13 protein-coding genes are annotated in these 15,658 nt (G+C 64.4%); 3 read left to right on the plus strand and 10 right to left on the minus strand.

Features of this window, described 5'->3' with window-relative positions:
• Positions 1-134: 134 nt before the first annotated feature.
• From AB4Z43_RS08830 to cysG, 7 genes are all read right to left on the minus strand, one after another.
• Positions 135-755: a DJ-1/PfpI family protein gene (locus AB4Z43_RS08830; RefSeq protein WP_010911510.1), complete on the minus strand. Its 621-nt coding sequence runs from the start codon at positions 753-755 to the stop codon at positions 135-137.
• 184 nt (positions 756-939) lie between these two features.
• Positions 940-2,547 (minus strand): GMC family oxidoreductase, encoded by a 1,608-nt coding sequence (locus AB4Z43_RS08835; protein ID WP_019861215.1) that lies wholly within the window; start codon positions 2,545-2,547, stop codon positions 940-942.
• A gap of 96 nt (positions 2,548-2,643) precedes the next feature.
• Positions 2,644-3,174 (minus strand): DUF934 domain-containing protein, encoded by a 531-nt coding sequence (locus AB4Z43_RS08840; protein ID WP_019861217.1) that lies wholly within the window; start codon positions 3,172-3,174, stop codon positions 2,644-2,646.
• 170 nt (positions 3,175-3,344) lie between these two features.
• Positions 3,345-4,109 (minus strand): phosphoadenylyl-sulfate reductase, encoded by a 765-nt coding sequence (locus AB4Z43_RS08845; RefSeq protein WP_019861218.1) that lies wholly within the window; start codon positions 4,107-4,109, stop codon positions 3,345-3,347.
• Positions 4,084-5,754, minus strand: coding sequence for a nitrite/sulfite reductase (locus tag AB4Z43_RS08850; protein WP_019861220.1), 1,671 nt, complete (start codon positions 5,752-5,754; stop codon positions 4,084-4,086). Before AB4Z43_RS08850 ends, AB4Z43_RS08845 begins: the two co-directional genes overlap by 26 nt.
• Before the next feature lie 45 nt (positions 5,755-5,799).
• Positions 5,800-6,093, minus strand: a complete 294-nt coding sequence (locus tag AB4Z43_RS08855) for a DUF2849 domain-containing protein (protein ID WP_019861221.1) — start codon at positions 6,091-6,093, stop codon at positions 5,800-5,802.
• Complete coding sequence (gene cysG / locus AB4Z43_RS08860) at positions 6,090-7,541, minus strand: siroheme synthase CysG (protein WP_019861222.1); 1,452 nt, start codon at positions 7,539-7,541, stop codon at positions 6,090-6,092. The genes AB4Z43_RS08855 and cysG overlap by 4 nt, the downstream gene beginning before the upstream one ends.
• Before the next feature lie 383 nt (positions 7,542-7,924).
• Between cysG and AB4Z43_RS08865 the strand changes: the two genes are divergently transcribed.
• The gene (locus tag AB4Z43_RS08865) at positions 7,925-8,374 is read left to right on the plus strand and encodes a baeRF12 domain-containing protein (protein ID WP_019861223.1); all 450 of its coding nucleotides are present in this window, start codon (positions 7,925-7,927) and stop codon (positions 8,372-8,374) included.
• Between the two features lie 213 nt (positions 8,375-8,587).
• Entirely contained in the window at positions 8,588-10,369 is a 1,782-nt protein-coding gene (locus AB4Z43_RS08870; protein WP_019861225.1) for a cation:proton antiporter domain-containing protein, read from the plus strand.
• On the opposite strand, the gene AB4Z43_RS08875 is transcribed toward AB4Z43_RS08870, so the two are convergent.
• Positions 10,370-11,176, minus strand: a complete 807-nt coding sequence (locus AB4Z43_RS08875; protein WP_019861226.1) for an AraC family transcriptional regulator — start codon at positions 11,174-11,176, stop codon at positions 10,370-10,372. It abuts the gene before it with no gap.
• Between the two features lie 102 nt (positions 11,177-11,278).
• On the opposite strand from AB4Z43_RS08875, the gene AB4Z43_RS08880 reads away from it, so the two are divergent.
• Positions 11,279-12,199 carry a zinc-binding dehydrogenase gene (locus AB4Z43_RS08880; RefSeq protein WP_020629043.1) on the plus strand — a complete coding sequence of 307 codons (921 nt, stop codon included), beginning with the start codon at positions 11,279-11,281 and terminating at the stop codon, positions 12,197-12,199.
• Positions 12,200-12,222: 23 nt separating this feature from the next.
• Here AB4Z43_RS08880 and AB4Z43_RS08885 read toward each other — a convergent pair whose 3' ends face one another.
• Together AB4Z43_RS08885 and AB4Z43_RS08890 are read right to left on the minus strand one after the other, a co-directional pair.
• Complete coding sequence (locus AB4Z43_RS08885) at positions 12,223-12,975, minus strand: SDR family NAD(P)-dependent oxidoreductase (protein WP_019861229.1); 753 nt, start codon at positions 12,973-12,975, stop codon at positions 12,223-12,225.
• Between the two features lie 89 nt (positions 12,976-13,064).
• A complete protein-coding gene (locus tag AB4Z43_RS08890; RefSeq protein WP_441936951.1) occupies positions 13,065-15,335 on the minus strand; it encodes a transglycosylase domain-containing protein in 2,271 nt (756 codons plus the stop codon).
• Positions 15,336-15,658: the final 323 nt, after the last annotated feature.

The raw sequence follows: 15,658 nt of genomic DNA on the forward strand, positions 1-15,658 counted from the left end.
GAAGCGCATGGCGCTTTCCCTTGGGAATTGCGTCAAAACATAGAGTTAGAGCGGTTCGCCGTTTCCGTGAAACGGGGAAACGCCCTAGAACGACGACCGCCGCGCCGTGGCGCGGCGGCGGAAGCAAACCCTGTTCAGGCGGCTTGGCGCTCTTCGCGCATCAGGATCTCGCCATGCCGGATTTCGGTGCCAAGCACCTTCAGGCACTCACGGATGAAGTTGGACAGGCCCGGCCAGCCCTTGGCTGACACCAGATTGCCATCGACATGGGCGCCGGTCGGCGCGACGTCGATGTAGATGCCGCCGGCCAACGTCACTTCCGGCTCGCAATAGTGGAGTGCCGCCACTTCCCTGCCCCGCACGACACCATCGACCGCGATCAGGATCTGCACGCCATGGCAGATGGTGAAGATCGGCTTGCCGGCCTCGTGGAAATGCCGCACCAGCGCCTGCACCCGCTTGTCGATGCGGATGTATTCGGGACCGCGCCCGCCCGCCGCGTAGACGGCGTCATACTTGGCCGGGTCCACCTCGGAAAACGTCTTGTTGAGGATGTAGTCGTGGCCGAGCTTTTCCGTGTAGGTCTGGTGGCCTTCAAAGTCGTGCAGAGATGTCTTGAGGACATCGCCGGCCTTCTTGTCCGGGCAGACGACATGCACGGTGTGGCCGACGGCATGCATGGCCTGTTCAAAGACGAAAATCTCATACTCCTCGCTGAACTCGCCAACGAGCATCAATATCTTCTTGCCAGCCATTCTCGGTTCCTCCCTTGCGGCCATATTTATTTCGGGTCGTGAAATAATATTGCCTATCCTAAGGACAGCAGGGTCAAAGGGAAAGCGCAAATCGCCAAATTGGTATGACCAGTTTTCCGCCTTCTCGACAGAAGGCGCTTCTCGGCAGACGAAAATAGCTTCGCTGGTTCGACCAGAGCCGCAGTCAGGCCGCCGCCTTGATCATGTCCGCCGCCTTCTCGGCAATCATGATGGTCGGAGCGTTGGTGTTGCCGCCGATCAGCGTAGGCATCACCGAGGCGTCGACGACCCGCAAGGCCTTGAGCCCGTGCACCCGCAGTTGCGGATCGACCACCGCCAGCTCGTCGACGCCCATTTTGCAGGTGCCGGCCGGGTGATAGATCGTGTCGGCGCGGGCACGGATGTGGGACATCAGTTCCGCGTCGCTCGAAACACCGGCGGTGTAGATCTCCTTGTGGCGATATCTGGCCAGCGCCGGCGCCTCCAGGATACCGCGCATCATCCTGACCCCCTTGAGCAAAAGCCCGGCATCGCGTTCGTCCGAAAGAAAGCGCGGATCGATGCGCGGCGGTGCCATGGGATCATGAGTCGACAACCCGACCTCGCCGCGCGAATGCGGCCGCAGCACGCATACATGGCAGGAAAAGCCATATCCCATATGCAGCTTCCGGCCATGATCATCCACGATCGCGATGCAGAAATGCAGTTGCAGGTCGGGCCGTTCGATCGCCGGATCGGATTTGAGGAAGGCACCGCCTTCGGCATAGGGCGTGGCGATCATGCCGCCGCCATCTTTCCGCCAGCGCAGCATGTGCCGCAGCAGGCCAGGTAGGCCGCGCAGGCCGATGCCCATCATGTCGGCATCCCTAGACGTCCAGCCCATGATGAAATCGAGGTGATCTTGCAGGTTCTTGCCAACACCGGGCAGTTCATGCCTGACCGGAATGCCATGCACGGCGAGCTCGGCAGCCGGGCCAATGCCTGACAGCAACAGGAGCTGAGGCGAACCGAAGGCGCCACCACAGACGATCACCTCGCGCCTGGCTTTCGCGACGGCTTCGCCCTTCCCCGCGCGATACCGCACGCCGGTGGCGCGCTTGCCATCGAGGATGACCGCCGTGGCATGCGCTCCGGTGATGACGGTAAGGTTCGACCTGTTCATGGCCGGTTGCAGATAGGCAGCGGCCGCCGAGCAGCGCTCGCCATTGCGGCGTTCGCCCCAGAATTGCGTCACCTGATAAAGCCCGGCACCCTCCTGTTCGACGCCGTTGAAATCATCGTTGCGGCGGATCTGGTTTTCGCCGCAGGCCTCGACAAAGGCCCGGGAGAGCGGACGTGGCTCTTGCTGCTCGGCAACCCGCAGCGGCCCGTCACCGCCATGCAGGGCATCGGCGCCGCGTTGATTGCCTTCCGCCCGCCGGAAATAGGGCAGCACCTCGTCCCATGACCAGCCGTCGCAGCCGAGATCGGCCCATTCGTCATAGTCGCCGCGGTGCCCGCGCGTGTAGAGCATGGCGTTGATGGCGCTGGATCCGCCCAGCGCCTTGCCGCGCGGCTGGTAGCCCTTGCGGCCGCCAAGACCCTGCTGCGGCACAGTCTCGAACGCCCAGTTGTTGATCTTCGGCCGACCCGGCAACAGTGCGATGATGCCTGCCGGCGCGCGGATAAGCAGGTTGCTGCCCGCGCCGCCGGCTTCGATCAGGCAGACTGTTTTCGATGGATCTTCGGACAGCCGCGCGGCAAGCGTGCAGCCGGCGGACCCGCCACCGGCGATGACATAGTCGAAATCCATGACTTCCTCCCTCGTACCCGGCGGATCTTTCCGTCCGGATGACCAAGAGAAGGCTCGATTTCGGCCTATGTAAAGATGGGTGGAATTACCCCTACGTCAGCTGCGAACGCGCCGCCAGGAATACTTCGGGCCCTTGGGCTCCGGCACGGCGGCTGGCTGATAGTAAAGCCCCAAGCCGCCGGTGCGGTCCTCTTCCAGGCGCTTCAGCAGCACCGGGTTGGAAATCTCGAACTCGTCGAAGCCGAGACGCAGCATGTGCGGCAACGGATCGACCAGCACCTGGCCGGTGGCGCGAACTGCACCCTCGAAGTGGTAGCGGCTGCGCAGCAGTTCGGCCTTGGAGAAGGAGCGCCCATCGCTGAAGGCCGGGAAGACCAGCGCCACCAGCGACAGCTGGTCGAGCAGGTCGGCTATCTTCTCGAGTTGATCGCCGGGCTGCAGCACCACGCCGAGCCGCTCTTTGGCGGACCGGCGCACCTCCGGATCAAGGTCGAGGAACGCCTGCAGCGGCAGGATGAAGCGGCCATTGCCGGACAGCGCGTCGGCACTTTCGGCATGAGCCCACTCGTCCTCACGAAAACCCTGCGGGGTCCAGAGCCGGGTCTCCGGTGTCGTCGTTTCGGTCATCAAAATTCCCAAATATTCAAACGAGCCAAGGATGTGTTGAGATTCAGGTCAGGCTGCGCCTAAAATGGCGGCTTCCGAGAACCGGAGCGGAGCGTACTTGAAGTACGTGAGCACCGGAAGCGCAGGAAGCTGCCGTTTGCAGGCCAGCCTCACCTGAATATCAGCACATCCTATAGTGATGCGTCGGTCAGCGACACTTCCAGCCCCGACAGGTGAATGCCGCACTCGGTCTTGGCATGACCGGCCCAGCGGCCGCTGCGCGCATCCTCGCCCGGCTGCACCGGTTGCGTGCAGGGGAAACAGCCGATCGACAGATAGCCATAGGCGACCAGCGGATTCTCGCGCAGCGCGTGCGCCCGCATGTAGTCGGCCTGGTCCGATGTCGTCCAGTGCGCCAGCGGATTGATGCGGATGCGCGCGCCGACCGCCTCGAACACCGGCAGCGCTGCCCGTGTCGAGGCCTGGAAGCGCTTGCGGCCGGTGAACCAGGCACGAAACGGCGCCACGCCACGCGCCAGCGGCTCTACCTTGCGCACGTCGCAGCAGGCATCGGTGTTGCTTTGGTGCAGATTGCCCGTCGGATCGATCCGCGCGAGCGCCGCTTCCTCGGGTTTGATGACCTGGATGTTGGTCAGGCCGAAATCGGCGACAAGCGCGTCGCGATAGCCGAACGTCTCCTCGAAATGCTTGCCGGTGTCGAGGAAGATGACCGGCAGCGTGCGGTCGATCTCCGCGATCATGTGCAGCAGCACCGCCGAATCCGCCCCGAAGGACGACACGGCAGCGATCTCGTCGTGAAACAGTTCGCGGGCCGAGCGCTCGATGATCTCGATCGGCTTCAGATGGCCATAGAGCGCGTCAAATCCCGCCGCCTTGGCGGCGACGCCGTCATCGGCATCGGCGATGTGGTCAAGCGGCCTTGGTTTCGCCAGCATAGAGCGCCTCCTTGAACGGCGCGGGACCGACACGGCGGTAGGCGTCGATGAATTTTTCTTGAGGGTTGAGCCGAAGGCCGAGATAGGTCTCGACGATCTGCTCGATGGCGTCGGTGATCTCTTCCGACGAGAAGCCGCGGCCGATGATTTCGCCGACCGAGGTGTTCTCGTCGGCCGAACCGCCCAGCGTCACCTGATAGAGCTCGGAGCCCTTTTTCTCGACGCCGAGGATGCCGATATGGCCGACATGGTGATGGCCGCAGGCATTGATGCAGCCGGAGATCTTCAGCTTCAGTTCGCCGATCTCGCGCTGCCGCTCCAGCGAGGCGAAGCGTTGCGAGATTTCCTGCGCGATCGGGATCGAGCGTGCGGTGGCCAGCGCGCAATAGTCGAGGCCGGGGCACGAGATGATGTCCGATATCAAATTGGAGTTGGCCGTCGCCAGCCCGATATCGACCAGCGCGTCATAGACCGCCTTGAGGTCGGCGCGCGCCACATGCGGCAGGATCAAGTTCTGCTCATGGCTGACACGCAGCTCGTCGAAAGCGTATGTCTCGGCGATGTCGGCGACCGCCTCCATCTGGCTGTCGGAAGCATCGCCCGGCACCTCGCCGATGCCCTTGAGCGAAATCGTCACCGCCGCGTAGTCGGGATGGCGATGCGTCACCACATTCTGGTCGAGCCACTCCGAGAAGCCTTTGGAATCGAGACGCGCCAGCTTGACCGCCTGGTCGCCTTCCGGCCGATCAGTGAGCGCCGGCGGCGCGAAATAGGCTTGGATGGCCCGGATATCGGCATCCGGCAGCCTCAGCTCGGCGTCCTTCAATTCCTGCCACTCGGCCTCGACCTGGCGGGTGATTTCCTCGACGCCGGTCTCGTGCACCAGGATCTTGATGCGCGCCTTGTACTTGTTGTCGCGGCGGCCATAGAGGTTGTAAACGCGCAGGATCGCCGTGCAGTAGGACAGAAGATCGGCTTCCGGCAGGAAATCGCGGATCTTTCGTGCCACCATCGGCGTACGGCCCTGGCCGCCGCCGACATAGACGGCAAAGCCAAGCTCGCCCGCGGCGTTCTTCTTCAGGTGCAGGCCGATATCGTGCGTCTGGATAGCAGCGCGGTCGCGCTCTGCCCCGGTCACCGCGATCTTGAATTTCCTGGGCAGGAACGAGAATTCCGGATGCACCGAGGACCATTGCCGCAGGATCTCCGCATAGGGACGCGGATCGGCGACCTCGTCGGCGGCGGCACCGGCAAAGTGGTCGGCGGTGACGTTGCGGATGCAGTTGCCGCTGGTCTGGATGGCGTGCATCTCCACACTTGCCAGATCGGCCAGGATCGCCGGAATGTCCGACAGCGCCGGCCAGTTGAACTGGATGTTCTGGCGCGTGGTGAAATGGCCGTAGCCCTTGTCGTATTTGCGGGCGATATGGCCGAGCATGCGCAGCTGCTTGCCGTTCAGCGTGCCGTAGGGCACCGCGATGCGCAGCATATAGGCGTGCAGCTGCAAATAGACGCCGTTCATCAGCCTCAGCGGCCGGAACTGGTCCTCCGATATCTCGCCGGACAGCCGGCGCTGGACCTGGTCGCTGAACTCGGCGACGCGGGCCTGGACAAAATCGTGGTCGAACTCATCGTAACGGTACATGCTTCGTCTTTCAGGGCGCGTCCGCCCGTTTCACTCAAAACCTGGCTACGCCGCCCGCTCGGCCTGCTTGCCGAGATCGCCGCGGATGGTCGGGCCGGCGGCGCGGATCTTTTCACGCAGCCGCACCGGCTCGACGACACCGTCGACGACTTCCGCGTCGATCAGATTGACGTCGACCACTTCATTGTCGGCATAGGCCTTGGCGCCGATCGCCTCAAGGCGATCCTCGGCCGCCTTGTCATGGGCAAGATCGGCCTGGCCCACCGTCTCAACCCAGCCGCCATCGGCGTACCAGACGGCGATGCCATCCGTCAGGCGGTTGGCGGTCAGTATCTTCATGGCTGAACTCTCTCTGCGGCGGCTTTGGCCGCGCCTTCATTCCTATGTGCCGCAAGCGGCTCGGACCGTTCAAAATTGGCGCCGGCGACAGCATCGCCGATAATGGTCATGACCGGCCCGGAAAGATCGCCACGCGCTTCCAGCGACGGCAGGTCAGCCAGCGTGCCGTGGAAACGGCGCCGGTTGGCCAGGCTGGCATTCTCGACCACGGCCACCGCCGTGTCCGGCGACAGGCCTGCTTCGATCAGTCGGCCGGCGACTTCGGCCGCCACCGAGCGGCCCATATAGACGGCGACGGTGGCGCCGGAAATCGCGAGCTTGGCCCAGTCGGGCAATGAATTGCCCTTGAGGTCGTGGCCGGTGGTGAACACCATGGATGAGGAGACGCCGCGCAAGGTCAGCGGCAGTTCGAAATCGGCCGCCGCGGCAAAGGCCGCGGTGACGCCCGGAACCACCTCATAGGCGATACCGGCATCACGCAGTGCCGCCATTTCCTCGCCGGCGCGGCCGAACACCAGCGGATCGCCCGACTTCAGCCGCACCACGCGCTTGCCCTGCTGACCAAGCTCCACCAGCAGCGCGTTGATTTCGGCCTGGCTCTTGCTGTGGCAGCCCTTGCGTTTGCCAACCGGCAGACGCTCGGCATCGCGGCGGCCCATGGCGACGACCGCCTCCGGCACCAGCGCGTCATGGACGATGACGTCGGCTTCCATCAGCAGGCGATGCGCACGCAACGTCAGCAGATCCTCGGCGCCCGGACCAGCGCCAACCAACGCGATGTGGCCCGAAGCGGGTGCGTTCGACAACAGCAGATCGACGGCAGCGTCATGGGCCTGCGACAGCTGGCCGGCTTCCACGGCATGGGCAGGTGCACCTTGGAAAAAACTGTTCCAGAAGCGGCGGCGGGCATTGCCTTTCGGCAGCAATTTCTCGGCTGCCCCACGCAGCGAAGCGGCGAGCGTCGCCAGCGAACCGAGCGATGGCGACAGCATCTGATCGATGCGGCCCCGCAGCATCTGGGCCAGCACCGGGCCGGCACCTTCGGTTCCGATGGCAATGGCGACCGGCGCGCGGTTGACCAGCGCCGGGGTGAAGAAGTCGCAGAGTTCCGGCCGATCGACTGCATTGACCGGAATGCCCAGCTCGCGCGCGTCCGCCGCGACGCGGCGGTCGAGCGTCTCATCGCCGCTGGCGGCAAACACCATGACCGCGCCTTCCAGCTGCGAGGCGTCATAAGCTGCCGCGACATGGCTGGCGCCGGACTGAGCGATGAAGGCAAGCAGCTCCGGCTCGGCATTTTGAGCGATGATGCGCAGCACCGCGCTCGACTGTCCGATCAACCGCGCCTTGGCCAGGGCTTCGTCGCCACCGCCGACAATGGCCACGGCTTCGCCCTCGACCCGCACAAAGACGGGGAAGGCATTGAGCTTGGCATTGGCCTGCGGCATGGGAAAAGCAATCCGAGAACAGTGTCGCAGTTTTACGCCCGGGCGCGAAAAACCAGAAGCAAAGCACTCGCGCATCCTGTGATGGCAGGCAATCGCTTTTTCGCAACTGCGAAAGGCAGGAGAAAAATATTCCACATCCGGGGTGCGGGCGGATTCAAGCCGCTGAAGCGAGCCTTGATTTCAGGTCTTTTTAGCCACCTGCCCCTATCTGGCAAAACAGTTTTTTCTAATTTCTACCAATTTAGTAGATTAATGTCGCCCACTTACCGATCGCCTGTTCAACCGCCGGCGGCGCCGCCGTCGCTTTGCGGCAGAGGGGTTGGAACGTTGCCGGGTTGATACGCGTTCCGCAGCGTAGCCATTCATCAAAAAGGAGCGCTTTCATGGACACAATCAAACTGAGGCACGGCATCTGGGTCCTGGTGGCCGACGGTGAAAAAGCGCTCTTGCTCAAGAATGCCGGCGACAACAAGTTTCCAAATCTCGAAGTCGTGCAGGTGATGGAACAGGAGAACCCGCCCACCCGTGAACAGGGAAGCGACAGCCCCGGCCGTTATAATGACGGCCCGTCCGTGCACCGCAGCGCTGTCGAGGATACCGACTGGCACCGTATCGGCAAGGAACGCTTCGCGGAAGAGATCGCGGCCCGCCTGTACAAACTCGCCCATGGTGGTGAGTTCGACAGCATCGTGCTTGTCGCCCCGCCGGTGATGCTCGGCGCCATGCGCAAGAAGCTGCACAAGGCGGTCGGTGACAAGGTGACGGCTGAAATTCCAAAAACCATGACCAACCACGCCATCTCCGAGATCGAGGCCATGCTGCAGGCAGCCTGACCGCAGGCGATGGATCCCAAAGCCAATGCCACAGTGAGCGCGAAACGGACCGGCGGCCTCTCTGCCGCCGGTCGAGCATTTTGCCGCCGCACCGTCGATTTTCGCACCCTGCGGGTTGCATCACCGTCACCCCTTCCACCATATTGCAAAACAGGCGGCGGCTCAGGGCGGCGCACATCCGACATCGCAAACTTGAAAGGCGCTCCATAGACAATGCCGCATGACACGCCCCTTATCGCCACCATCGTCGCCGGTCTGGGGCTGGCTTTCGTCTTCGGGGCTCTCGCCAACCGTTTCCGCATTCCGCCGCTGGTCGGCTATCTCGTAGCCGGCGTCCTGGTCGGGCCGAATACGCCCGGTTTCGTCGCCGATGCCGGCCTGGCCAACGAACTGGCCGAAATCGGCGTCATCCTCTTGATGTTCGGCGTCGGCCTGCATTTCTCGCTGAAGGACCTGCTGTCGGTCCGCGCCATCGCCGTGCCCGGCGCCATCGTCCAGATCGGCTTTGCCACGGCACTCGGCGCCGGACTGTCCTGGATGCTCGGCTGGTCGATGGGCGCGGGGCTGGTGTTCGGCCTGGCGCTGTCGGTCGCCTCGACCGTGGTGCTGCTGCGCGCGCTTCAGGAACGCCGGCTGATCGAGACCGAACGCGGCCGCATCGCCGTCGGCTGGCTGATCGTCGAGGATCTGGCCATGGTGCTGGCGCTGGTGCTGCTGCCAGCCCTTGCCGGCGTGCTGGGTGGCCAGGAACAGGCGGATGTGCATTCGAGCGGCCTGCTGTCGCTGCCGGCCAGCTACGGCATCTGGGGCGTCGTCGGCATCACGCTCGCCAAGGTCGCCGCCTTCGTCGTCGTCATGCTGGTGGTCGGCCGCCGGGTCATTCCGTGGATTCTGCACTACGTCGCCCATACCGGGTCACGCGAACTGTTTCGTCTCTCAGTGCTCGCCATTGCGCTCGGCGTCGCCTTCGGCGCGGCGAAACTGTTCGGCGTCTCGCTGGCGCTCGGCGCCTTCTTCGCCGGCATGATCATGAGCGAATCCGAGCTTAGCCATCGCGCGGCCGAAGAATCGCTGCCGCTGCGCGACGCCTTCTCGGTGCTGTTCTTCGTCTCGGTCGGCATGCTGTTCGACCCGTTCAGCCTGCTCAGCAACGGCCTGCCGATCCTGGCGACACTGGCCATCATCGTCATCGGCAAGTCGCTGGCGGCGTTCGTCATCGTCGTCGCCTTCGGCTATCCCCTGGCGACCGCCCTCATGATTTCGGCCAGCCTTGCCCAGATCGGCGAATTCTCCTTCATCCTGGCCGAACTCGGCGTCGGGCTGAAACTTCTGCCAGAACAGGGCCGCGACCTGATCCTGGCCGGCGCCATCTTGTCGATCGTGCTCAACCCACTGATGTTCCTGGTCATCGACTGGATGAAGCCATGGCTGGAGGCCCGTGCCGCCAGGACGGCGCCGCCGGCCGACGCCAAGCCGGTCGGTCCGGCGACCGAACCGGGCCAGGTCGCCTCGGTCGCCGCGACCAAAAAGGAAGACGGCCCGCCGCCGAAGACGGCGCTTACCGGCCATGCCATTCTGATCGGTTATGGCCGTGTCGGCGGCCTTGTCGGGGCGGCGCTGAAAGAAGCAGCGCTGCCCTTCCTCGTCATCGAGGACGCAGACAAGACACTGGCCAAGCTGAAGGCCGATGGCGTCGAGAGCGTCGCCGGCAATGCCGCCAACGCCGAAGTGTTCGCCGCCGCCAATCCCGAAGGCGCCAGCCGGCTGATCCTCGCCATCCCCAATGCGTTCGAAGCCGGCCAGATCGTGCTCAGGGCGCGCACCGCCAATCCCGGCATCAACGTCGTCGCCCGCGCCCATTCCGATGCCGAGGTCGAGCATCTCAAGGGGCTCGGCGCCGACACGGTGATCATGGGCGAGCGCGAAATCGCGCGCGGCATCGTCGAGGAGGTGCTCGGTCACAAGCCATCTGCGACCGAACCGTCCGCCGCGTGATCACGCCACGAAGGCAGAACCGCCATTGCGTGCGATGCTGCTGAGATATTGCGCGGGAGGCTTGCCGAGCGCCTTCTTGAACATGGTGATGAAGGCCGTGACGGACTCATAGCCGAGATCACCCGAAACCCGCTGAACGGTGGCACCCGAAGCCAGTTCCCTTATCGCAACGATCAAGTGCAATTGCTGGCGCCAGCGGCCGAAGCTCAAGCCGGTTTCCTTGACGACGAGACGAGCAAGACTGCTCTCGCTGAGCGCCACGCGTTTTCCCCATTCGGCCAACGTGCTGCGGTCGGCAGGATCGTTCGCCAGCGATTCGGCGATCCGCTTCAGGCGCGGCTCGGAGGAGAACGGCAGATGCAATTGCTGGAGAGGCATATCAGGCAGTTCGGCAAGCAGGACGCTTCCCAGGAAAGCGCACCGCGCGTCATCAGGCGCGCAGTCCGACAGTTCGATGATAAGCTCGCGCAGCAGCGGCGAGATCGAAAGCGTGCAGCACCGATCCGGCAGCGCAGCCGCGCCCGGCTCGATGTAGACGAAGAAAATCCGCGCATTGGCCGTCGCGATGTTGCTGTGCTGCATGCGGCTCGGCACCCACACGCCACAATGCGGCGGCACCATCCAGAGGCCGCTGGGAACGCGGCAGGTGACGCCGCCGCTGAGCGCGAAGACGAGTTGCCCTTTGCGGTGCCAATGCTGCGACACCTCGGCCTTGGTCTCGGTGACGTCGACGCGCACGGCAATCGCCGGAGCAACGATGTCATCGACGTCGAAATCGAGCCATGGGTAACGGAGCGGCTGTCTCATGATTGACAGATTTTAGCGATGAATTGCCTTTATATCTAGATTATTCGTCAGCATAAATCGGTAGGCTCGAGCCGTTCTCGCCAATTGGCCAAGGTGTACTCCATGCTCGCGCTCACCATCTCTTCCGACAATGCCGTCAGACTGAAACTCGCCGAGGTGGACGAGCCACAGCCTTGCGCGAACGAGGCTCTGGTCGCCGTCCGCGCAACCTCGTTGAACCGCGGCGAACTGCGCCTGCTCACCATACGTGCGGACGGCTGGATACCCGGCCAGGACATTGTCGGGATCGTCGAACGGGCGGCAGCGGATGGCTCCGGGCCAGCCCAGGGCGCGCGGGTCGTGGCTTTGGTCGACGAGGCCGGCTGGGCCGAACGCGTCGCCGTTCCGACCGCCCGTCTCGCCGTCCTGCCGGATGAGGTCGGCTTCGTTTCCGCCGCCACGCTCCCCGTGGCGGGCACGACGGCGATGAGGACGTTGCGCCATGGCGGTGACCTGGCCGGCCAAAAGGTGCTGATCACCGGCGCGAGCGGCGCAGTCGGCCGTTTCCAGATCCAGATCGCCCGCGAACAACGTGCCTTGGTGACCGCGGTCGCCGCCGCCCGGCATGCCGGGGATCTCCGCGATCTCGGAGCCGAGCAGGTGGTCGAGGCGATCGAGCTGGCCGAGGGACCATTTTCGCTGATCACCGAGTCGGTCGGCGGCGAAAGCCTCGCCCGCGCGATCGAACGCGTCGCGCCCGGCGGGACCATCGTCATGTTCGGTTCAAGCAGTGGCGAGCTCACGCCCATTGGCTTCCGCCAGTTCGTTCCGGGCCATGAGGGAGCGAGGCTTCAGACCTTCGCCTACTACACGTCCGGCTCAGGCATTGGCGCCGACATTGCCGCGCTGCTCGCCCTGGTCGCGGCCGGCCGGCTTGAAACCCGCGTCGCCTTGACCGTGCCATGGACGGACATCGCCCAGGCCCTGGACGCCATGCGGCAGCGCAGCTTCAGCGGCAAGGCTGTTCTCACGGTCGCCGGATGAGCAACCCCCGCCGAAGTCCTCACTCACACGTGCTGGCCGCCGTTGATGTGGATTTCCGAGCCGGTCACATAGGAGGCCTGCTGCGAGCACAGGAAGAAGATGATGTCGGCGACCTCGGCGGTGGTACCGAGGCGCCTGAGCGGGATCGTCTCGACGATCTTTTCCGTGCCCGGCGACAGGATCGCCGTGTCGATTTCGCCTGGCGCGATGGCGTTGACCCGGATGCCATGCGGACCAAAGTCATGCGCCATCTCGCGCGTTAGCGAGCCGAGAGCCGCCTTCGATGTCGCATAGGCGGTGCCGGCGAAGGGATGCACGCGGGTGCCGGCGATCGAGGTGACGTTGACGATCGAGCCCTTGGCCGTCGCCAGCTCCTTGAACAGGCCGCGCGCCAGCATGATTGGCGCGAAGAAATTGACCTGGAACACGTCGCGCCAGACATGCATCGGCGTGTCGATCGAGTTCATGCGGCTGTTGCCGTCCTTGAGCTTGGGCGAAATGCCGGCATTGTTGACCAGCGCATTGAGCTGGCCGCCATGTGCTTCGAGCCGATGGCGGATTTCCGAGACGGCGATGCCGACATCTTCCTGATCGGCAAGATCGACCTTGATATGGTCTTCCGGGCCGGCCGGCCACGGGCAATCCTCGGCGAAAGCCTGGCGCGAACAGGTGATGACGCGCCAGCCCTCGCGTGAAAAGCGCTTGACCGTGGCATGGCCGATGCCGCGGCTGGCGCCGGTCAGCACGATGGTTTTTCGGGTGTCGAGTTCAGCCATGTCGCGGTCTCCGGCCGGAGGTGTAGCCGAACACCGTGGCGCTGGCGAGAGGCGGATTGACGCCGCTGCGAACTGCCGGAGCGTCCGCCTCAGCCGCCGCCCAGAATATCCAGGATCGAGGTCTGCTTCCTCTTCTTAAGCGGACCGCCAACATTGCCCGGCGGCACCGGATGGCCGACCGAAGCGGTGGTGCCGTCGTCCGCCGGCATGTTGAAGCCATCGGCATCGACGGTCTGGGCAGGCCGCGCCACGCGGGCTGGCGCTGCCGCCTGGGTCGGCTGTGCCGACGGCGCCTGCTGGCCAACTGACGCGGACGGGACCGGCGCTGGCTGGTTGTTGTCGGCCGAAGGTATGTCGTCGGGCACGATCGTGTCGGCCGGCGTCGACTTCCAGGTGCCGGGCAGCGGCCGCACCGGCACGCCCTCGTGTGCGGCGACCATGAATTCGTGCCAGGCCTGCGCCGGCAGCGCTCCACCGGTGACCTTCTTCATCCCCGTGCCGTCATCATTGCCGAACCACACACCAGTGGTGAGATTGGCGGTGTAGCCGACGAACCAGGCATCGCGCGAATTCTGGCTGGTGCCGGTCTTGCCGGCCGACGGCCAAGCGAAGGCCGCCTTCTTGGCCGTGCCGACCTCGACGGTTCCAGTCATCATCGAATTCATCATGCCGACGATCTCGGGTTTCACCACACGCGGCGCGCTGCCGCCACTGCTGTCGTAGAGCACTTTGCCCTCGGTTGTCGTGATGCGGCGGATGAAGTGGATATCGGGCTTGTAGCCGCCATTGGCGAACGGCACATAGGCCGAGGTCAGCTCCAGCGGCGTCACTTCCGAGGTGCCGAGCGCGATCGAGGTGTTGGCCTGCAGTTCGGACTGGATGCCCATGCGGTGCGCCGCTTCCACCACCGCGTTCGGCCCGACCTCCATGGTCAGCTGCGCGGCGACCGAGTTCAGCGACTTGGCCAGCGCCGTCGCCAGCGTGACCTTGCCAAAATACTTGCCGCCGTAATTGTCGGGCGTCCAGTTGCCGATCTTGATCGGCGCGTCGTTGCGGATGCTGTCTGGCGTGCGGCCGGCTTCCAGTGCCGCCATATAAACGAACGGCTTGAACGCCGAGCCCGGCTGCCGGCGCGCTTCGGAAGCGCGGTCGAACTGGCTGGTCGAATAGTCGTAGCCGCCGACCATGGCGCGCACCGCGCCGGAATCGTCGATCGACACCAGCGCGCCCTGGGTGACGTTGAGCTTCTTGCCGCTTTCGTCGATCAGCCGGCGGATCGACTGCTCGGCGAGCTTCTGCAGGTTCAGGTCGACGGTGGAGTCGATGACGATGTCGCCGCGCACGTCGCCGATCAGGTCGGGCAGTTCTTCCATGATCGTGTCGGCGACATAGTTTTCCGAGCCGGTCCAGTAGGACGGCGCGCGCGTCGCTGGCGCGCTGAGCGCTGTCTTCAGCTCCTTGTCGCTGATCTTGCCTTCTTCACGCATGGCCGCGAGCACGAGCTGTGAACGCTCCTCCGCGGCCTTTGGGTCGCGCGCCGGCGACAGCCGCGACGGCGCTTTCAGCAAGCCCGCAAGCAGCGCTGCTTCCGAGAGCGTGACGTCACGCGCGCTCTTGCCGAAATAACGCCGCGAAGCCGCCTCGACACCAAAGGCGCCGGAGCCGAAATAGACCCGGTTGAGGTACATTTCGAGAATCTGGTCCTTGGTGTGCTTGTGCTCCAGCCACAGCGCCAGCAGCACCTCCTGCACCTTGCGCTCCAGCGTGCGGTCAGGCTTCAGGAACAGATTCTTGGCCAATTGCTGCGTCAGCGTCGAACCGCCCTGCGAGAAATGCCCGCCGATGAGGTTGGTCACCATGGCGCGTGACAGGCCGATCGGATCGACGCCGAAATGCGAATAGAACCGGCGGTCCTCGATGGCGATGACGGCTTCGGGAATGTAAGGCGACATTTCGTGCAGGCCGACGGCTTCGCCGCCACTCATGCCGCGATTGGCGAGCAACTGGCCATCGGCCGAGACGATCTTGATGTTGGGGGCGCGGTCGGGGATCGACCAGGTGGTGGCCGCCGGCATCTTGGCACCGTAATAGACGACGACGCCCGCCACCGCGATGCCGCCCCAGATGGCAAGCACGAAGCACCAGTAGAACAGGCGGCCGAGCACGCCGAACAGGCCGCGCCGGCTCCTGCCACGCCCGCCGCGCGACGATTTCGCCTTCGACGATTTGCGCCTTGCGGAGGCTTTGCGGTTGCTCGGCACGACGCGGTCCTCCTCGCTCACCGAAAGACCAGGCTGGGATCGCGCCTGTGGCGGTCCCTCGAAACTGGGCTCGATGCGGCTATCTTTGCGGTTCGCCATGCCTGCGCTTGCTGTCCCCGGTGCCTATGGCGCTCCGGTTGCAGAGTAGATGCGGCGATTTAAGGGCGGGTTAAGTCGGAAAAATTCAAAGCGATTGATAATCAAATGCCTGGGGTCCGGCAGTGATCGCGCTATTCGAGCCCTGATTTTGGCGCCAGCAAACGGTCGCGCCCGCCGCGATGGAACAATCCTCGCTTAGCATTTTGTCCGGGCGCCAAGGCCCAGCCATTCCTCGCCGCGACCCAGGCGGTCGCGGACATGTTCCGTGTTGGGGCGCGATCGCAAATGGTCGCAGCCTCGCGTTCGACCGCGTCCCAAATCAC

Origin of the sequence: Mesorhizobium sp. 2RAF45 (assembly GCF_052115225.1) — a bacterium.
Classification (GTDB): Bacteria; Pseudomonadota; Alphaproteobacteria; order Rhizobiales; family Rhizobiaceae; genus Mesorhizobium; species Mesorhizobium jarvisii.